Below are 17,893 nucleotides of genomic sequence, written 5' to 3'. Positions count from 1 at the left end.
CGGCGGAGTGTCCCCGCAGGACGAGCGCGCAACCACCGCCCCACCCACACACCCCCGGCGAAGGGCAGCCCCGGCCGGGGCCGCGCCCCGCACACGAGCCCCCGGCCGAGGGACGGGCCCGGCCAGGACACCACCCCGCACACAACACCCCGGCCAAGGGGTACACCGGGGCAGGGCACCCCCACCCACGGGCTCCGGCCAAGGGCCGGGACCGGCCAAGACACCGCCGCGCCCACCAGCCCCCGCCCAAGGGGCGGGCCGGGGCAGGGTGCCCCCGCATACGGGTGCCCGGCCGAGGGGAGCCGCGCAGGGGCGGCCCGACGCGCCCCGTCCCAGGGACGGGTCAGGCGTGTTGAGGCGGGGTGGCCGGGGTGTGCCACGTGCGGCGGTAGCCCTCGCGCAGGGGGCCGCCGACCAGGTCGAGGATCTCCCCGGCCGCCGCGAGCATCGGCGCCGGATCTCCCGACTCGCACAGGTGCAGGTGCCCCTCCAGCAGCGCGCCCCCGCGCCCCGCGTCGGCCGCCCGCAGCCGCCGCGGCAGCCACTTGCCGCCGCCGGTCCACGCCCGGTGGTGGTCGAGGAGGAGTTCGGCCGCCACCCCCAGCACCACCGACGCCACGGCGAGCCGCTCCACGCGGTCGCCCGCGTCGGCGAGGTCGTCCAGCGCGTCCGTCAGCCCGTACCGCTTCGTCTCGACCGTCCGCGGATCCAGCGCAGGCGGGCCCTCCCGGAGGGAGGCCTCCGCCAGCTCCCGTGCCCGCCCGGCCTCGCCGTCCACGTCGACGAGGACGCGCCCGGCGGCGTACATGCTCTGCAGGACCCCGCGCCGGGAGGCGACGTCCGCGGCGAAGAGCTCGTCGCGTCCGGCCCGGGTGTGGACGAAGAGCTCCACCAGCCGCCCCTCGAACCGGATCGTCTCCCGGTAGGTCTCGCCGCCGTCCGCCACCAGCACGGCGATGTCCAGGTCACTGGAGGAGGTGGCGCGCCCGGCCGCCGTCGATCCGGCCAGGATCACGGCGAGCGCATCGGGGAAGAGGCCATCGGCGAGGCGTCGCGCCTGGTCCACGGGGTCCATGTCCATCCGGCCAGGGTGTCAGAGCGAGTGATCGCGGACGACCGGGTTTCCCGGCGCCGCCACCCCGCGCCGCGCAGGTCCGCGACACGCCCCGCGGGGCCCGGCACACTGCCGACATGGGCCTCCTCACCGCCGCCGGCGCCGCCACCGGCGCCGCCTTCGCCTCCCTCGCCGCCTGGCTCTGGCTCACCTTCGCCCAGGGCATGTTCTGGCGCACCGACGTCCGGCTCCCCCGCCGGACCGCCCCCGCCCGCTGGCCGTCCGTGGCGATCGTCGTGCCCGCGCGGGACGAGGCCGGGGTGCTCCCCCGCAGCCTGCCGTCGCTGCTCGCCCAGGACTATCCCGGGGAGGCCGAGGTGGTGCTGGTGGACGACGGCAGTACGGACGGCACGGCCGCCCTCGCGCTCCGGCTGGCGGGCGAGGAGCCCGGGCTGCCGCTCACGGTCGTCTCCCCCGGCGCGCCGGCCCCCGGCTGGACGGGGAAGCTCTGGGCGCTGCGCCACGGCATCGCGCACGCCCGCACCGCGCATCCCGCCGAGCCCGACTACCTGCTGCTCACGGACGCCGACATCGCGCACGAGCCCGACAGCCTCCGCGAGCTCGTCGCCGCCGCGACCTCCGCCGATCTCGACCTCGTCTCCCAGATGGCCCGGCTGCGCGTGGTGAGCTTCTGGGAGCGGCTCGTCGTACCGGCGTTCGTGTACTTCTTCGCACAGCTCTACCCGTTCCGCCGGATCAACCGCCCGGGCGCCCGCACCGCGGCCGCCGCGGGCGGCTGCGTCCTGCTGCGCACCGGGGCCGCCGTGAAGGCCGGGGTGCCGGATTCCATCCGGCAGGCCGTCATCGACGACGTGTCCCTGGCCCGCGCCGTGCAGCGGTCCGGCGGGCGGATCTGGCTCGGGCTCGCGGAGCGGGTGGACAGCGTGCGCCCGTATCCGGTGCTCGGCGACCTGTGGCGGATGGTCTCGCGCAGCGCGTACGCGCAACTCCGCCACCGGCCGGTCCTGCTGGCCGGCACCGTCGCGGGGCTGGTGCTCGTGTATCTCGTGCCCCCGGCCGCCCTGCTCGCGGGGCTCGTGTCCGGGCATCCGGCGGTCGCCTGGGCCGGCGGTCTGGCCTGGCTGCTGATGGCGGGCACGTACCTGCCGATGCTCCGCTACTACCGCCAGCCGGCGGTGCTCGCCCCGCTGCTTCCGTTCACCGCGTTCCTGTACCTGCTGATGACGGTCGACTCGGCCGTCCAGCACTACCGGGGACGCGGAGCGGCGTGGAAGGGCCGTACCTATGCCCGGCCCAGCGACGCCTGAAACAGGGAAGCTCCTGCGAACTATGGCCAAAACCAACGTCATCCGAGGTCACCGAGGTGTGACGCTCCGTCAGCAGTAAATCGGTGCACCACACAACCGGTGAGGACGAGTGGGACAAGAGGGTGCGGACGTGGCGAATCGTGCACGTGAACGCCAAGTGAAAGGTGGGGCTCTGACCTGCGAATATGCAGGTCAGAGCGGTGTTGGTGACACCTCGCTATGGACCCCGTGAAGTCGTGGGCTTAACTTATGACCCATGACCTCCCCCCGCTCCACTTATGGCGGCGGTTACTACTCCGCGCCCTCCTTCCCGGACACCCCCATCTACGACTCCCTCGTCGCCGAACGCGGCACTCCGCAGATCGCTCCGATCCGCGTTCCGGCCGCCTACGACTCCCCGAGTTCCGGGTATTCGAGCGGTGGGTACCTCCCGGCCCTCGCCTCCGCGCTGCCCGCCCTGCCGGCCGCGCTCCCCCCGGCGGCGCCCCAGCAGCAGGCGCCCGCGTACGGGTACCCGTACCAGCAGCAGGCCGCTCCGCAGCCGATGCCGCTGCAGAACGCGCCCGCGCCGTACATCCCGCAGCAGCAGCCGGTCGGCGCCCGCGCCGGGTTCGTGCCGCAGCCCCAGCTGCAGCCGCCCCGCCCGGTCGCCGCGGCCACCGGTTACGAGGCCATGCGTCCGGCCGCGCCGCGCCCGATGCAGGTTCCGGTTCAGGTGCCCGCACCGGTTCAGGGCGCCTCGTACGAGGACCCGTACGGCCGCCCGTACCAGGGGCGCGGCTACTGACCGACCCCATGACAGTTGCATGGGCACGGGATGGGGCTGGCAGTATGCCTCCATGTCGAAATTGCATGTCCATGCGCTCCACGTCCATCCCGTCAAGTCGGTAGCGGGGACAGCTCCCGACGAGGTGGCCGTGGAGCCGTGGGGTCTGTCCGGGGACCGGCGGTGGGCGCTGGTGGACACCGAGGGCGCGGTCGTCACCCAGCGCCAGCAGCCGCGTCTCGCCCTGGCGTCGGCCCGCCCGCTGGACGGCGGACGGATCGCGCTGTCGGCGCCGGGCATGGCGGAGCTGGTGGTGGAGGTGCCCGGACCGGGGCCGCTGGAGCCGGTCGTCCTGTTCGGGCAGAAGGTCGAGACGGTGGTCGCGGACGATGCCGCGGCCGCCTGGTTCGGCGAGTACCTCGGGATACCGGTGCGGCTCGTGCACATGGACGAGCCGGCCGTACGCCGGCCCGTGGACCCGCAGTACGCACTTCCCGGCGAGACGGTGAGCCTGGCCGACGCCTATCCGCTGCTGCTCGTCACGCTCGCCTCGCTGGACGCCCTCAACTCGCTGATCGCGCAGGGGGACCACCCCGAGGAGGGCCCTCTGCCGATGAACCGGTTCCGCCCCAACCTGGTGGTCTCCGGAGCCGAGGCGTGGGCGGAGGACGGCTGGCGCCGCGTGGCGATCGGCGACGCCGAGTTCCGCGGGGTCCGCGAGTGCGGCCGGTGCATCGTGACCACCACCGACCAGCGGACCGCGGAGCGGGGCAAGGAGCCGCTGAAGACCCTCGCCAAGCACCGGCGGATCGGCAAGTCGCTGGCCTTCGGGCGGCAGCTGGTGCCGGTGCGGCTCGGGACCGTGCGTGTCGGCGACGAGGTCCGCATCCTCGAATGACCCGCCCAGACCCCCCGGAATGACACCTTCGGGGGGAGCCTCGCCCCGACTGGAACCAACCGGCCCGACCACGCCGTTGGATCAGTCGAGACAGGTGGACGCCCGCTTCGGCAATGGCACCGGATCGGGTGACACATGTCCGGCGCGTCCCGGAATGCGCGTTTCCGGGGGGTGCGGGAGGCTTGTACGCGCAGGCAGGCGAAGCTCGCGGGGCAGGGGGAGCCAAACCGTGTGGACGGCAATGGGTGTGTGGCGCTGGCGGCGCAATCCGCTGCGGCGTCCGACGGATCTCTTCGAGGCATGGGTGGCGTTCGCCGCGCTGGTGTGCCTCCTCGTGGTGGCTCCGGCCCTCGGCTGGGTCGCGGGCCTCAAGGTGGACGGCACCTTGCAGCGGGCCGTGCACGAGCAGCAGCAGGAGCGGCATCTCGTCGCGGCGGTGGTGGTCCGGCCGGCCCCCGAGTCGGCCCCGGGCTCATCGGCCGACCCTTCGGCGCAGCGCACGGCCCCGCACCGGACGCAGATCGTGGCCGCGTGGACCGCGCCCGACGGGAGCAGCCACCAGGGCACGGTGCCGGCCGCGGAGGAACCGCCGCGGCCCGGCGACCGGTTCCGGATCTGGACCGACGCGCGCGGCCGTCTGGTGGGGCAGCCGCTCGACCCATCCTCCGCCGCCCTGCACGCGGGGGTGGCGGGTCTGGCCATCGCGATCGGTGCGGCCGCACTGGTGGAAACGGTGCGGCGGCTTGTCGTACGCAGGCTCATGCATCGGCGGTACATACGTCTGGACCGCGCCTGGGCGGCTGCCGGTCCTGACTGGGGCCGGGCGGGCGCGGGCAGTTGACCTGGCCACTCACCGGCGCCGCGCGCGCTACGGTGGAGCGGCCGGACCGGATCGGTCCATCGGCGACGGCAACGGCGAGTACGAGGGCGGGGGCACGACAGCACCATGGCTCAGGGCGCGGTCCAGGTGACGCACGGCGGGACTTCGCGGTGGCGGCGCCGCTCCGGTGAGTATCCGACGCTGACCGCCGCGCTGGCCGCCGCGGGCGACGGGGACGTGCTGTCCATCTCCCCCGGCACCTATCGGGAGAACCTGGTGCTGGAGCACGCGGTGACCCTGCGCGGGCCCGAGGGCGGGCTGGGGTCGGTGCGGATCGCCCCGCTCGACGGGGTCGCCCTGACCGTGCGCGCCTCGGCCGTGGTGCAGGACCTCCACCTGGAGGGCCAGGACCGGGCGACGCCCGCGCTGCTCGTCGAGGACGGTTCGCCCGAGCTCACCGATCTGCGGGTCAGCACCCACTCGGCGGCCGGCATCGAGGTGCGGGGTTCCGGGGCCCGGCCCCTGGTGCGGCGGTGCACGGTGGAGAATCCGGCCGGCGTGGGGATCGCCGTACTGGACGGTGGCGGCGGGGTGTTCGAGGAGTGCGAGGTCGTGGCCGCCGGACAGACCGGCGTCTCGGTGCGCGGCGGCGGCCGGCCCCGGCTGGAGCGCTGCCGGATCCACCACGCCACGGGCGCGGGCATCGGGATCACCGGCGAGGGGTCGGGCCTGGAGGCGCTGGGCTGCGAGGTGTACGAGATCAAGGGCGCCGGGGTGCAGATCGCCGCGCGCGCCGCGGCCCGGCTCACCGACTGCACGGTGCACCGCACCTCCGCCGACGGGGTCACCCTCGACACCGACGCCGTGCTCACCCTGGCGGGCTGCGACATCCACGACATCCCGGAGAACGCGGTCGACCTGCGGTCCCGTTCGGTGCTCACCCTCAGCCGCACCACGGTCCGCCGGTTCGGCCGCAACGGCCTGTCGGTGTGGGATCCGGGGACCAGGGTCGACGCCGAGTCCTGCGAGATCCACGACAGCACGGGCGACTACCCGGCGGTGTGGATCAGCGACGGGGCCACGGCCTCCCTCGACTCCTGCCGGGTGCACGACGTGCCGGACGCGCTGTTCGTCCTGGACCGGGGCTCGCGCGTGGACGTGGTCGACAGCGATCTCTCGCAGGTGCGCAACACGGCCGTCTCGGTGAGCGACGGGGCCACCGCCCAGCTCGACGACTCCCGGATCCGGGAGGCCGGGACGGGGGCGTGGTTCCGCGACCACGGCAGCGGCGGCACCCTCGCCAACTGCACCTTCGACTCCGTGCAGACCGGTGTGATCGTCACCAAGGGGGCCGACCCCGCGCTGGAGCGGTGCACGGTCACCTCCCCCGCCGAGGCCGGGTTCTACGTGTCGGCGGGCGGCCGCGGCACCTTCACGGCCTGCCGGGTGGAGGGCAGTTCCGGCTTCGGCTTCCACGTCATCGACGGCTGCCGCACCACGCTGACCCGCTGCCACACCGAGCGCTGTGCGCGCGGGGGGTACGAGTTCGCGGAGGACGGACCGGCCGCCCGGGACTGCACCAGTGACGAGTCGGGGACCCGGCTGGCGGCGCAGGCGGGTTCCGGCGGCGCGTTCGCCGGGGAGCGGGCGGGGATCCGTCCGGTCACGGCCGCGCGCAGAGACGTGCCCCCGGCAGCGGAGGTGCCCGTGCCGCGTCCGGCGCACGAGCCGGACGGCGCGCCCGCGGCGCCCGCGCGGGATTCGGACGAGGCGCTGGGGCAGCTCGACGCGCTGGTGGGCCTGGACAGCGTCAAGCGCGAGGTGCGTGCGCTCACCGACATGATCGAGGTGGGCCGGCGGCGGCAGCAGGCAGGCCTCAAGGCGGCCTCCGTACGCCGGCACCTGGTGTTCACCGGCTCCCCCGGCACCGGCAAGACCACGGTCGCCCGGCTCTACGGGGAGATCCTCGCCTCCCTCGGGGTGCTGGAGCGCGGCCACCTCGTCGAGGTGTCCCGGGTGGACCTGGTCGGCGAGCACATCGGCTCGACCGCGATCCGTACGCAGGAGGCCTTCGACCGGGCGCGCGGCGGAGTGCTGTTCATCGACGAGGCCTACGCCCTGGCCCCGGAGGACTCGGGCCGGGACTTCGGCCGGGAGGCGATCGACACCCTGGTCAAGCTGATGGAGGACCACCGGGACGCGGTGGTGGTGATCGTCGCCGGGTACACGGCGGAGATGGACCGCTTCCTGGCGGTCAACCCCGGGGTCGCCTCACGGTTCTCCCGGACCATCACCTTCGGCGACTACGGGCCCGGCGAGCTGCTGCGGATCGTGGAGCAGCAGGCGGAGGAGCACGAGTACCGGCTCGGCGAGGGCACCTCCGAGGCGCTGCTGACGTACTTCACGGAGCTGCCCAAGGGCCCGGCGTTCGGCAACGGCCGCACCGCGCGCCAGACCTTCGAGTCGATGGTCGAGCGGCACGCGGGGCGGGTGGCGCAGCTGTCCGAGCCGAGCACGGACGAGCTCACCCTGCTGTTCCCGGCGGATCTGCCCGCCCTGCCGGCTCTGCCCGCCCCTTGCTGACACCGGGCGTCTGGGCCCTCGGGGCCGGTACGTCGGCCCGCGCGGCCGCGTCGAGCCGGGCGAGCAGTGCGTCGCGTTCGGCGGTGAAGGCCGGGTCGGCCTGGTAGTCGGAGTGGCCCAGGATCGGCGCGGGCAGCGGGTGCCGTGCGCTGCGGCCGTAGGCGACCGGGTCGGCGAGCGGGCCGCGGTCCACGTCCTGGCCCGCTCCGGGGAGAGCGGGGCCGCCGATCGGGTCGGTGGCCCGCCAGAGGTTGCGCCAGCAGTCGAGTTCGCCGTGCAGGGCGGTGAGCGGTCCCGGGCCGAAGTAGGCGGGGAACCAGCGGCCGTAGAGGCGGGCGAGCGGGGATCCGTAGGTGAGCAGGGCCACCCGGCGGCGGACGTGCGGCGGCAGCTGCCATACGGCCGCCGCGGCCAGGACGCTGCCCTGGGAGTGGCCTGAGATGACGAGCCGTCCGCCGGTGCGGTCCGTCCAGCCGGTCATCCGCCAGGTCAGGTCGGGCACGGCGCGCTCGGCGTAGCAGGGCGGGGCGAAGGGGTGGGCCGCGCGCGGCCAGAAGGTGCCGACGTCCCACAGGATCCCTATGGTGCGGCGGGCCGACGGGTCCCGGTAGGCGCGCCGGCCCCAGGTCACGAAGAGGACGAAGCCGAAGCCGACGAGCCAGGACCCGGCGTCCTGCGCTGCGCGGGCGGCGGCCTCCAGCAGCGGGCCGCTCCCGCGCGCCGCCTCGGAGGGGACCCGGCCCCCGATCCAGGCCCCGGCGAGGGCCCCGGCCCCGAGCAGCAGGGTGATCCCGGAGACGGCCGCCACGAACCAGGGCGCGGAGTCGGTGAGCGCGGCGGCGGCCCGCGCCCCCGCGATGCGGCGGCTGCGGGGACCGTCCGGCGTCTCCCCCGGGTACTCGGCGGCGATGCCGGCGGCGGTCCTGCGTCGCTCGCGGACCCCGCGCACCGTGAACCAGGCGGCGAGCAGGGCCAGTACGAGGAGCAGCGGCGGCAGGACGGCGGCCTGCCAGGACAGCAGCACGGGCGGCCCGGGCAGCGCGGCGCCGGGGGTTCCGGGTACGGCGTCGCCGTCCAGCCAGTCGGCGACGCGCTGGGCGACCCCGCCGGACATCGCCCCGCCGAGGGCGCAGCCGAGCATGCCGACGGCGGGCCCGCCGAGGCCGCCCAGCGCGGTGGCCGGGTCGGGGGCCCGGCGGTACAGGTACCGGGCGACGGCGGCGAGCGCGAGCACGCAGCCGCCCTGCCCCAGCATCAGCACGCCGAAGGCGAGGTCCCCGGGGAGCCGCCCGGCGGAGGTCCAGCCGGGGCGCGGCCAGCAGGCGTGCACGAGGACGGCGGCCAGCAGCGCGAGGGCCGCTCCGGGCAGCACGGTGACCGCGGCCCGGTCGAGGTGGTGGTCGGCCCGCTCCTCGGTCCGGCCGCGCCGGCAGACGACCCAGGCCACGGCTGCGGCTCCGGCGGCGAGCAGCCCCTGGGTGGCCCAGCCGAGCGCTTCCAGCACGGGGGCGCCGGCCGCCCCGCGGTCGTGGCGGGCCGTGGGCACGGAGACGGCCACCGCCACGGTGAGCAGCCCGGCGGCGGTGTGCGCGGCGCGCAGGCGGGCCACGAGGCGGCGCCCGTACCAGAAACCGGGCCGGCCGAGCGCGGGGACCGGGTCCGAGGCGGTGTCCGGGTCGGCCGCGCCCGCCGGGGGCGGCTGGGACTCGTAGGCGCTCCAGGTGCGGTTCGACAGGTACCAGAGCAGCCCGGTCAGCGCGGCCGGGACCAGCGCCCCGAGCGCGAGGCGGCGGCCGGGCTGCGCCCACCAGCCGCCGCCGGGGGCGAGGAAGCCCAGCCACGAGAACCGGGACCCCGCGCACGAGGCGGCGCCCGCGCACTGCCAGGCGAACAGATCGAGCGCGACCTCGCAGGCGGCCGCGATCAGCAGCACGGTCAGGCTGAGCGCGATGACCCGTACGAGGACCCCGTACGTGCGCACGGCGCGGGGCGTGGTGCCGGGGCCGGTCGTCCCGGCGGGACGGGCCCAGTGCGCGAGGTTGGCCACCATGAAGGGCAGGAGCAGCAGCCACAGCGCCCGGGCGCCGTTGCCGGAGGTGAGCCGGGACCAGCAGTAGGCCTCGGGGACGGGCCGCCCGGCGTACCGCTCGGGGTGCGCCTCGGCGTCGGCGTCCTCGGTGCGGCGGAAGACCGCGGCGGTGGAGTCTCCGGTGACCCGCACGGTACGCGGGTCGCCGAGCAGCTCGGCGGGCGCCGCGCCGGCCACGCCGTGCACGAGGAGCTCCAGCGCGAGCACGGGCGCGGCCCGGCCGGGGAGCGGACTGCCGCCGTGACCACCGCCCGCGCTCTCGGCCGGGCCCTGGCCCTGACCCTGGCCCTGACCCTGGCCCCGGCCATGGCCCCGGCCCCGGCTTTGCCCCTGGCCGGGATCGTCCGCCTCACGGTCGCCCCGGCCGACGGGCGGCTGGGGAAGGGGCGTGTCCGGCACGGCGGCCTCCGCTCTCGGGGAGCTCCAGCATCCCGCCCGGCGGGGCGGCTTGCCAGCACCGTGCCCACATCGGCCCGGTCCGTGGGAACTTCGTGCGGACTTCTGCGCGGAGGGCGGCTATGGTGTCGCCGCTCACGACAGCGTTCTGATCCCAGGGGGTACCGCCATGGCTCGCCGACTCCGCCCGGTGGGGCTGGACTTCATCGAGGACGCGCCGGTCCGGCTGGTCTTCGCCGCACAGGTCGCCGCGGCGCCCGAGGGCGTGTACCGGGCCCTCGCGGAGGAAGTGGAGGGCTGGCCGCGCTGGTTCAGGGCGGTGACCCTGGCCCGCCCCACGCACGGGGGCGCGGGCCGTGAGGTCAGGCTGATGGGTGGCGTCCGCTTCGAGGAGACGATCATGGCGTCGGATCCCGGGCAGCGGTACGCGTACCGCGTCGACACGACCAACGCCCCGGGGATGCAGGCCCTGTTGGAAGAGTGGCGGCTGACCCCCCACGGGACCGGCACCCATGTCCGCTGGACCTTCGCCGCAGACGGGCCGGCCCCCTTCCGGCTCGCCCTCACCGTCGCCCGGCCGGGCCTGGGCCACTCCTTCCGCCAGGCGGTCCGCGCGCTGGACACCCGGCTGGCCGCCCGCCGCGCGGCAGGTCAGTAGCCGCCGGCCGGATGCCGAACGGGCCGTCAGGCCTGCGGCTCGCGCCAGGATCCCGTCGTCAGGAGCGTGTCGATGGTCTTGGCGTACGGCGCCAGGTCGAGCCCCTGATCCGCCAGCCACTGGTCGGAGTAGTACTTGTCCAGGTAGCGGTCGCCCGAGTCGCAGAGCAGGGTGACCACGCTGCCGGTGCGGCCTTCGGCCACCATCTCGGAGACGATCTTCAGGGCGCTCCACAGGCCGGTTCCGGTGGAGCCGCCCGCCTTGCGGCCGATCGCCTGCTCCAGCGCGCGGCAGGCGGCGACGCTCGCCGCGTCCGGGACCTTCATCATCCGGTCGATGGCGCCCGGTACGAAGCTCGGCTCCATCCGGGGCCGGCCGATGCCCTCGATGCGCGAGCCGCAGTCGCTGGACGCGTGCGGGTCGTTGTTCGTCCAGCCGTCGAAGAAACAGGAGTTCTCGGGGTCCGGGACGCAGATCCGGGTGTCGTGCTGCATGTAGTGCACGTAGCGCGCGATGGTCGCGGAGGTGCCGCCGGTGCCGGCGGTCGCGACGATCCAGGCCGGTTCGGGGAACCGCTCCAGGCGCAGCTGCTGGTAAATCGATTCTGCGATGTTGTTGTTGCCGCGCCAGTCGGTGGCCCGCTCCGCGTACGTGAACTGGTCCATGTAGTGGCCGCCCGTACGGGCCGCGAGTTCGGCGGACTCCTCGTACATCTTCATCGGGTCGTCAACGAAGTGGCATTCGCCGCCGTGGAATTCGATGAGCCGGCACTTCTCCGGGCTGGTGGTCCGCGGCATGACCGCGATGAACGGGACGCCGATGAGCTTCGCGAAGTACGCCTCGGAGACGGCGGTGGAGCCCGAGGAGGCCTCGATGACCGGACGGCCGGGGCGGACCCAGCCGTTGCAGAGGGCGTAGAGGAACAGCGAGCGCGCGAGGCGGTGCTTGAGCGAGCCCGTGGGGTGCGTGGACTCGTCCTTGAGGTAGAGGTCGATGCCCCACGCCTCGGGGAGCGGGAAGCGCAGCAGATGCGTGTCGGCCGAACGGTTGGCGTCCGCCTGGACCTTGCGGACGGCTTCCTTCAGCCACGCGCGGTACTCGGCGTCGCTGTGGTCCACGTCGACGGTCGAGCCTGTCGTGGCGGTCGTGGCGGTCGTGACGGTTGCGCCGCTCGTGGCGGTGCTGGCGGCCGCGCCGGTTGTGCCGGTGGTGCTCATGCGCCGTGCTCCTTCGTGCCCGTATCTCTTGCCCTGTGCTTTCGCAATGTACCTCCCCCACCTGCGCAAACAGTCGCTTTGGGTTTCCATGCAGATCGCTTTAGGACGCGTTCGGTTGCACTGTGGCGCACCGTGGGTGACCCTGGTGGAGCATTACCGAGGGTGCAGCACCCGTAACACTCATGTCGGGGAGTCGCAGCCGTGATCAGTCATTCCCGCAGGCACTGCGTCGTCGAACTGCAGGCCTTGCCGTCGCGGATCGGCCAAATCCGCAGGATCGTCTCCGCGCAACTGCGCCACTGGCAGCTCGATCCGCTCATAGACCGGGCTGCGCTCGGCGTGACGGAACTGCTCAGCAACGTCCACCGCCATGCGCAGCCGGACAAGACCTGCACGGTGGAGATCGAACTCCGCCTCGGGCGGCTCACGGTCTCGGTCATCGACAGCGATCCGCGGCTCCCGGTGCTCCGCGACACGCGCCCGCCGGCGCCGATGACGCCGGAGGCGCCGGAGGCGCTGGAGACCTGCGGGCGCGGGCTCGCGCTCGTGGCGGCGGTCAGCGAGGCCTGGGGGGCGCGAGAGCGGCCCGACGGCCCGGGCAAGGCGGTGTGGTTCTCCCTGCGGGCGGCGCCCGCGCCGCAGGCCCCGGCGCAGCCGCGGCGGATCAAGACCGTGCCCGTACGAGAGCCTTCGCGTGCGGTGTCCCTCGCCCCGGACCCCCAGGCCGTCCCGACAGCACTGCCGGTGGCGGCCACGGTCGGCACCCGGCCCGGGTAGGACCCCGCCGCGGCACCCCCGCACCCGGCCCAGCGCAGCGGGCCGGCACGGCTCGGGCCGGCGCAGCAGGCCGGCACGGCTCGGGCCGGCCCTGCCCGCGGACAGGGGTCCCGACTCCGCTGCCGGCCTAGGCCAGCGCCCCCAGCGGGTCGTCGAGCACCGGCTGCCACGCCAGTTCCGCCGCGCCCACCAGGCTGTTGTGGTCGAGGGTGCACGGCAGGATCGGGACGCCCCCGCTGCGGCCCCACAGGCTGCGGTCGGCGACCACCGCGCGCAGCCGGTCCGGGTCGGCGTGGAGCAGTTCCCGGTGCAGGCCGCCGAGGATGATGCGGTCCGGGTTCAGGATGTTGACCAGGCCCGCGAGGCCGAGGCCGAGCCGGTCGATCAGCTCCTCCGTGGCCGCCCGTACGCCCGTCTCCCCGGGCTCGTCGCGCAGCAGGTCCCGGGCCTGCTGGAGCAGGGACACCTCCGGGCCCGGCGTGCGTCCGGCCGCGGTGAGGAAGGCGAGCGGGTCGGCCTCCACGTCCAGGCAGCCGCGGCTGCCGCAGTGGCAGGCCCGCCCCTCCGGGTTCACGGTGAGGTGGCCGACCTCCAGGGCCAGGCCCGAACTCCCGCTGTGCAGGCGGCCGTCCAGCACCAGGGCCCCGCCGACCCCGCGGTGGCCGGTGGCCACGCAGAGCAGGTGCTGCGCGCTGCGCCCCGCACCGTGCCGGTGCTCGGCCAGTGCGGCGAGGTTGACGTCGTTGCCGGTCAGGGCGGGCCCGTCGATGCCGGCCGCCTTCACGCACCGCGCGAAGACGGACCGTACGGGAGAACCGGGCGGCCAGGCCAGGTGCAGCGGGTTCAGCGCCGTGCCCTCCGGCTCGGCGACGGCCGAGGGCACCGCGAGTCCGGCGCCGATGCAGCGGCGGCCGCTCTCCTCGAGCAGCCGCGCGCCCGCGTCGACGACCGCGCCGAGCACCTGCGCCGGGTCGGCGGAGACGGTGATCTTGCCGGGGGCGGTGGCGACGATCCGGCCACCGAGGCCGACCAGGGCTGCGCGGAAGCCGTCCGGGTGCACCTGGGCGGCGAGCGCGACGGGACCGTCCTCCGCGACCGCCAGCCGGTGCGAGGGGCGGCCCTGGGTGCCGCCGCCGCCGGCACCGCCGGGCCGGGAGTCGACGCGGATCAGCCCGAGCGCCTCCAGTTCCGCGGCGACGGCCCCCGCGGTGGCCCGGGTGACCCCGAGCTCGGCGGTCAGGACGGCGCGCGTCGGGGCGCGGCCGGTGTGGACCAGCTCCAGCGCCGGGCCCAGCGCCCCGCGGCCGCGCTCCAGCTTGGTCCGTGCGGACGTGGACACGGTGGTCACATCCCCCACCCGCGGCGGGGCCCCGTTGCCGTTCATGGCAACGATCCTCGCATGATCGGAGGGCGCCGGACGCCGTCCCTACGCCCGGCCCGGGCCGAGGCCGCCGACGCGGAGGGTGATGTTCAGCCGCCCGGTGAGGCCGAGCCCTTGCGGGCCCGTGCCCGGCAGGACCTTCGGCACGCCGTGGTAGGCCAGACGGCTCGAATCCCCGAAGACGAAGAGGTCCCCGCTGCGCAGCTCGACGTCGCGGTACGGGCGGCCGCGCGAGGCGGTGTTCCCGAAGCGGAAGACGCAGCTGTCGCCGAGGCTGAGCGACACCACCGGAGCCCCGGACTTCTCCTCGGCGTCGCGGTGCATGCCCATGCGGGAGTCGCCCTCGTAGAAGTTGACCAGGGCGATGTCGTAGACCTCCCCGGGGTCCGGCGCCCGCCCGTACGCGGCGGCCAGGGCTTCCCGCCCCAGCCCGGCCAGCCAGTGCGGCATGGGCTTGACGGGCGCCCCGTCCCCGTCGACGGCGGTGCGCGCGTATCCGTACGGGTACCAGTGCAGCCCGAGGCACACCTGCCGGGCGGTCATCACTCCGCCGCCGGGGGTGCGGACGGTGCGCAGGCCGGCCGGCGGGCGGGCCCACTCCCGGCAGGCCTCGAGCAGCTCGCGCTGGCGCCCCTCCCCCAGCCAGTCCGGCACGTGCACGGCGCCGGGGGCGATCACGGCCCGCTCGCGCGGGAAGAGTTCCCCGTCCATGGCTCCATTGTCGGCTTCGGCTGCGAGACTCCCGGCATGGAGATCATCGAATACGTGAAGACGGTCGCGCGGGAGGGCGAGCTCCTCGCCGACGTGGCCGAACAGGCCGGTACCGAGGCGCCGGTGCCCACCTGTCCGGGGTGGCACGTGGCCGATCTGCTGCGGCACACGGGGGCCGTGCACCGGTGGGCGACCGGGTACGTCGGGGAGGGGCGGCTGGAGCCGGTCGGTTTCCCGGAGGCGCCCGAGCTGGCGGGCGGCGAGCTGCTGAGGTGGTTCCGGGAGGGGCACGCCGCGTTGGTGCGCACCCTGACCGAGGCCCCGGCGGACGTCCAGTGCTGGACGTTCCTCCCGACGGCGGCGCCGTCTCCGCTGGCGTTCTGGGCGCGGCGGCAGGCCCACGAGACCTCGGTGCACCGGCTGGACGCCGAGTCGGCGCTCGGCGTGGCGTACTCGCCGGTGGACGCGCGGTTCGCGGAGGACGGGGTGGACGAGCTGCTGACCGGCTTCCACGCCCGCCCGCGCAGCCGGGTCCGTACTGCCGAGCCCAAGGTGGTGCGGATCCGGGCGGCCGACACCGGTGCGTCCTGGACGGTCCACCTGTCGGCGGAGCCGGCCCGCACGGTCCGCGGCACCACGGAGGAGCCGGCCGACTGCGAGGTGACGGGCACCGCGTCCTGGCTGTACACGGCCCTGTGGAACCGCCTCCCGCTGGCGGGCCCGGGCGTCACGGGCGATCTGTCGCTGGCGCGGCTGTGGACGGAGACGGCCCGCATCTGATCCGGGCGCGGCTCCCCCGGGCTGTAGGGTCGGCCCTTTGGACGATCTTGGGGGTAGTCGATGTTCGGTTCCACTGTGCGGCGCACGGCGGTGGTCGCGGTGGTCCTGGCCGGGTTCACGGTGTCCTGCGGAGGGGACCCGGCCGAGCCGGCGGCCAAGCCGGGCGCCGCGGCCCCGGCGGCACCCACAGCCTCGTCGTCGGCCTCTCCGGCCCCGTCGACGCCTTCGGCCTCCCCCGCCCCCGGTCGGCCGGTCCCGGGTGCCTCGTCCCGTCCGTCGGGCGCTCCCTCGGACGTACCGCCCTCGAAGGTCCGGGACGCCTTCGCGGGGCTGCAGGCGACGCTCAACGACTCCTGCACGCCCGGCAACTGCGCCTACTTCCTCGGCCGGGTCCACGACGAGCTCCACCGCATGGACGTCGCGATGAAGGCGGACCCGAAGGGGCCCGGCCACTTCCCCGAGCCGATCGCCCTGATCGCGAAGCTCGACGAGGAACTCGGCGGGGACCGGAGCTTCGAGAACCTCAAGAAGCACCAGACCCTGCTGATCGGCACCCGCGACAAGATCAACACTTGGATGCAGGGGCACCCCGACGATTACCGCTGATCCGGTTCGCTACCCGAGGGTGGCCGCGTACGCGGTCTGCGCGCGGTACGGCCAGGCGGGGGCCGCGTTCCACGGGTTGGGCATGGTCCGGCTGGTCGCGTACGCGAAGCCCGCGCCACGGGTGAAGGCCGTCTGGAGGGTGGCGCGCATCGCGGCGGCGTCCGGGACTTCGTGGACGAGGTGACAGAACGCGGTGCCGCTCGGGTCGAACTCGGCTCCGGCGCGGTACCCGCCGACCGTGTCGAAGACGTTCCCGCCGAGCCAGCCGCCGCCTGTGTAGGCGGCGTAGGTGTCCTCGTAGGTGACGAAGACGTCGGCGGTCCGGTGGCCCGGTTCCAGGTAGCAGTCGGCGATGGCGGTGCCCGGGTTGTCGACGACGAGCTCGTCGACGGTGGGGTCGACGGCGTCCATGGCGGCCTGCACGTAGCGGCGCAGCTCCGCGTAGTGGTCGCGGGTCGCGTTGCCGGGGCCGCAGTCGCGGCTGACCACGTCGAAGAAGATGCCGTCGACGTGGAGGCGGCCGTCGCCGTCGGCGGGTCCGAGGTAGTTGTCGACGGAGGCCTTGACCTCGGCGAGGGGGCGGTTGCCGTGGTCGGTGTGGACGTAGCCGAGCACCTTGGTGTTCTCGCCGGTCGCCGTGGTGGCGCGGCGCAGGGCGTCGGCCCGGGCCCGCCACGACGCGTCGAACGGGGCATCGCCGTTGCCCGGGTTGAGGACGACCACCGAGGGAGCCGGGCGGGTGGCGGCGAGGTCGGCGAGTTCCGGGTCGTCCGCCCAGACATAGGCGGGGACGGCGATCTCCAGGCCCCGCACGCCGGATGTCCGGGGCGCGGCGGCCGGAGCCCGGGCGGGGCCGCTCGGGGGTGCGTCGCGCGCCGACGCGGTGACGACCGGCGCCGGCGCGGCGAGTAACGCGGTGACGAGGATGGCGAAGAGGGCCTTCACGGCGCGGGGCATGAACGTTCCTCCGGCGGCGGCATGAGGGAGCGGCCCGAGGAACACTAGCCGGGCGGCCCCCACTTCCGGCCGGAACCGCCCGCATTCATACGAGGAACAGAAGAACGAACGGGAGGGCAGCGGCTCACACCGCGGGCAGCCCCACGCCGTGCGCCAGCTGGCCCGCGGCATGCGTGAAGAAGGCGTCCCGGTCCTCGACGACCCGGTTGAACTGGCCGAACAGCTCGAAGGAGACGAGGCCGGCCAGCTGCGCCCAGGCGGCGACCAGGGCGGCGGTGACCTCCGGGGGCAGTCCGAGGGCGAACTCCTCGGTCATCCGGTCGGCCTCGGCACGCAGGGTGGCCGGCAGCGGCGGCAGCGAGAGGCCGCGGCCCTCGTAGGCGGCGCGGACGATCCCGATGAGGGTGTTGCCGACCCGGGAGGCGGGCCCGATGGTGTCCGCGGGAGCGCTGTAACCGGGCACCGGGGAACCGTAGATGAGGGCGTACTCGTGCGGGTGGTCCAGGCCCCATGCGCGGACGGATTCGCAGACCGCGATCCAGCGGGCGCGGGGCGTGGCCCCCGCGGCCAGGGCGGAGGCGTCGGCCTGTTCTGCGGCGGCGCCGAGGCTGTCGTACGCGTCGATGATGAGCGCGGTGAGCAGATCGTCGCGGCTGGGGAAGTAGCGGTAGAGGGCCGAGGAGACCATGCCCAGCTCCCGGGCGACGGCGCGCAGGGAGAGTTTGGCGGCGCCCTCGTCCGCGAGCCGGCGGCGGGCCTCGTCCTTGATGGCGGCGGTGACCTCGATGCGGGCCCGTTCCCTGGCCCCTCGCACGGTGTTCATGCGGGCCAGTCTGCCATGCGGGCGGAGCACTGCCCAACAATCGGAGCTC

16 protein-coding genes are annotated in these 17,893 nt (G+C 74.9%); 9 read left to right on the top strand and 7 right to left on the bottom strand.

Annotated elements, in window-relative coordinates:
• Positions 1–343 precede the first annotated feature (343 nt).
• On the bottom strand, positions 344–1,081 hold the full coding sequence (locus tag ACIGFK_RS15445; protein ID WP_400052085.1) for a nucleotidyltransferase domain-containing protein: 738 nt from the start codon (positions 1,079–1,081) through the stop codon (positions 344–346).
• A 110-nt stretch (positions 1,082–1,191) separates the two neighbouring features.
• Here ACIGFK_RS15445 and ACIGFK_RS15440 point away from each other — a divergent pair, with 110 nt between their 5' ends.
• The 5 genes from ACIGFK_RS15440 to ACIGFK_RS15420 all read left to right on the top strand — a co-directional run bounded on the left by ACIGFK_RS15440 (position 1,192) and on the right by ACIGFK_RS15420 (position 7,449).
• A complete protein-coding gene (locus tag ACIGFK_RS15440; RefSeq protein ID WP_400052083.1) occupies positions 1,192–2,382 on the top strand; it encodes a glycosyltransferase in 1,191 nt (396 codons plus the stop codon).
• 256 nt (positions 2,383–2,638) lie between these two features.
• On the top strand, positions 2,639–3,169 hold the full coding sequence (locus ACIGFK_RS15435) for a DUF6643 family protein (protein ID WP_386467117.1): 531 nt from the start codon (positions 2,639–2,641) through the stop codon (positions 3,167–3,169).
• A 52-nt stretch (positions 3,170–3,221) separates the two neighbouring features.
• Positions 3,222–4,046 (top strand): MOSC domain-containing protein, encoded by an 825-nt coding sequence (locus ACIGFK_RS15430; protein ID WP_376655090.1) that lies wholly within the window; start codon positions 3,222–3,224, stop codon positions 4,044–4,046.
• A gap of 229 nt (positions 4,047–4,275) precedes the next feature.
• Positions 4,276–4,887 (top strand): hypothetical protein, encoded by a 612-nt coding sequence (locus ACIGFK_RS15425; protein ID WP_376655089.1) that lies wholly within the window; start codon positions 4,276–4,278, stop codon positions 4,885–4,887.
• 105 nt (positions 4,888–4,992) lie between these two features.
• A complete protein-coding gene (locus tag ACIGFK_RS15420; RefSeq protein WP_376655088.1) occupies positions 4,993–7,449 on the top strand; it encodes a right-handed parallel beta-helix repeat-containing protein in 2,457 nt (818 codons plus the stop codon).
• On the opposite strand, the gene ACIGFK_RS15415 is transcribed toward ACIGFK_RS15420, so the two are convergent.
• Positions 7,391–9,745 (bottom strand): hypothetical protein, encoded by a 2,355-nt coding sequence (locus tag ACIGFK_RS15415; RefSeq protein ID WP_376655101.1) that lies wholly within the window; start codon positions 9,743–9,745, stop codon positions 7,391–7,393. The genes ACIGFK_RS15420 and ACIGFK_RS15415 overlap by 59 nt on opposite strands.
• A 358-nt stretch (positions 9,746–10,103) precedes the next feature.
• Here ACIGFK_RS15415 and ACIGFK_RS15410 point away from each other — a divergent pair, with 358 nt between their 5' ends.
• A complete protein-coding gene (locus ACIGFK_RS15410; RefSeq protein ID WP_376655087.1) occupies positions 10,104–10,592 on the top strand; it encodes an SRPBCC family protein in 489 nt (162 codons plus the stop codon).
• A gap of 26 nt (positions 10,593–10,618) precedes the next feature.
• On the opposite strand, the gene ACIGFK_RS15405 is transcribed toward ACIGFK_RS15410, so the two are convergent.
• Entirely contained in the window at positions 10,619–11,809 is a 1,191-nt protein-coding gene (locus tag ACIGFK_RS15405) for a PLP-dependent cysteine synthase family protein (RefSeq protein WP_400052080.1), read from the bottom strand.
• 201 nt (positions 11,810–12,010) lie between these two features.
• Here ACIGFK_RS15405 and ACIGFK_RS15400 point away from each other — a divergent pair, with 201 nt between their 5' ends.
• Complete coding sequence (locus ACIGFK_RS15400; protein WP_376655085.1) at positions 12,011–12,586, top strand: ATP-binding protein; 576 nt, start codon at positions 12,011–12,013, stop codon at positions 12,584–12,586.
• A gap of 127 nt (positions 12,587–12,713) precedes the next feature.
• On the opposite strand, the gene ACIGFK_RS15395 is transcribed toward ACIGFK_RS15400, so the two are convergent.
• On the bottom strand, positions 12,714–13,970 hold the full coding sequence (locus ACIGFK_RS15395) for an ROK family protein (RefSeq protein ID WP_376655084.1): 1,257 nt from the start codon (positions 13,968–13,970) through the stop codon (positions 12,714–12,716).
• A 42-nt stretch (positions 13,971–14,012) separates the two neighbouring features.
• Positions 14,013–14,678, bottom strand: a complete 666-nt coding sequence (locus ACIGFK_RS15390) for an alpha-ketoglutarate-dependent dioxygenase AlkB (RefSeq protein ID WP_376655083.1) — start codon at positions 14,676–14,678, stop codon at positions 14,013–14,015.
• 36 nt (positions 14,679–14,714) lie between these two features.
• Between ACIGFK_RS15390 and ACIGFK_RS15385 the strand changes: the two genes are divergently transcribed.
• Together ACIGFK_RS15385 and ACIGFK_RS15380 are read left to right on the top strand one after the other, a co-directional pair.
• Positions 14,715–15,458: a maleylpyruvate isomerase family mycothiol-dependent enzyme gene (locus tag ACIGFK_RS15385; RefSeq protein ID WP_400052077.1), complete on the top strand. Its 744-nt coding sequence runs from the start codon at positions 14,715–14,717 to the stop codon at positions 15,456–15,458.
• 60 nt (positions 15,459–15,518) lie between these two features.
• Positions 15,519–16,064 (top strand): hypothetical protein, encoded by a 546-nt coding sequence (locus ACIGFK_RS15380; protein WP_376655081.1) that lies wholly within the window; start codon positions 15,519–15,521, stop codon positions 16,062–16,064.
• 9 nt (positions 16,065–16,073) lie between these two features.
• Here ACIGFK_RS15380 and ACIGFK_RS15375 read toward each other — a convergent pair whose 3' ends face one another.
• A complete protein-coding gene (locus ACIGFK_RS15375; RefSeq protein WP_400052075.1) occupies positions 16,074–17,021 on the bottom strand; it encodes a spherulation-specific family 4 protein in 948 nt (315 codons plus the stop codon).
• A gap of 124 nt (positions 17,022–17,145) precedes the next feature.
• Positions 17,146–17,844: a TetR/AcrR family transcriptional regulator gene (locus ACIGFK_RS15370; protein WP_386467103.1), complete on the bottom strand. Its 699-nt coding sequence runs from the start codon at positions 17,842–17,844 to the stop codon at positions 17,146–17,148.
• Between the last annotated feature and the right edge of the window lie 49 nt (positions 17,845–17,893).

This window comes from Streptomyces sp. NPDC085524 (genome assembly GCF_044541755.1).
Taxonomy (GTDB): Bacteria; Actinomycetota; Actinomycetes; order Streptomycetales; family Streptomycetaceae; genus Streptomyces.
The sequence above is the reverse complement of the archived record's forward strand: the minus strand, read 5'-3'. Positions and strand labels throughout refer to the sequence as shown.

Bases quoted from the DNA above. Each gene is read 5' to 3' on its own strand.
- ACIGFK_RS15445 (WP_400052085.1), bottom strand. From the start codon at position 1,081: ATGGACATGGACCCCGTGGACCAGGCGCGACGCCTCGCCGATGGCCTC.
- ACIGFK_RS15440 (WP_400052083.1), top strand. From the start codon at position 1,192: ATGGGCCTCCTCACCGCCGCCGGCGCCGCCACCGGCGCCGCCTTCGCC.
- ACIGFK_RS15435 (WP_386467117.1), top strand. From the start codon at position 2,639: ATGACCTCCCCCCGCTCCACTTATGGCGGCGGTTACTACTCCGCGCCC.
- ACIGFK_RS15430 (WP_376655090.1), top strand. From the start codon at position 3,222: ATGTCGAAATTGCATGTCCATGCGCTCCACGTCCATCCCGTCAAGTCG.
- ACIGFK_RS15420 (WP_376655088.1), top strand. From the start codon at position 4,993: ATGGCTCAGGGCGCGGTCCAGGTGACGCACGGCGGGACTTCGCGGTGG.
- ACIGFK_RS15410 (WP_376655087.1), top strand. From the start codon at position 10,104: ATGGCTCGCCGACTCCGCCCGGTGGGGCTGGACTTCATCGAGGACGCG.
- ACIGFK_RS15405 (WP_400052080.1), bottom strand. From the start codon at position 11,809: ATGAGCACCACCGGCACAACCGGCGCGGCCGCCAGCACCGCCACGAGC.
- ACIGFK_RS15395 (WP_376655084.1), bottom strand. From the start codon at position 13,970: ATGAACGGCAACGGGGCCCCGCCGCGGGTGGGGGATGTGACCACCGTG.
- ACIGFK_RS15390 (WP_376655083.1), bottom strand. From the start codon at position 14,678: ATGGACGGGGAACTCTTCCCGCGCGAGCGGGCCGTGATCGCCCCCGGC.
- ACIGFK_RS15385 (WP_400052077.1), top strand. From the start codon at position 14,715: ATGGAGATCATCGAATACGTGAAGACGGTCGCGCGGGAGGGCGAGCTC.
- ACIGFK_RS15380 (WP_376655081.1), top strand. From the start codon at position 15,519: ATGTTCGGTTCCACTGTGCGGCGCACGGCGGTGGTCGCGGTGGTCCTG.
- ACIGFK_RS15375 (WP_400052075.1), bottom strand. From the start codon at position 17,021: ATGCCCCGCGCCGTGAAGGCCCTCTTCGCCATCCTCGTCACCGCGTTA.
- ACIGFK_RS15370 (WP_386467103.1), bottom strand. From the start codon at position 17,844: ATGAACACCGTGCGAGGGGCCAGGGAACGGGCCCGCATCGAGGTCACC.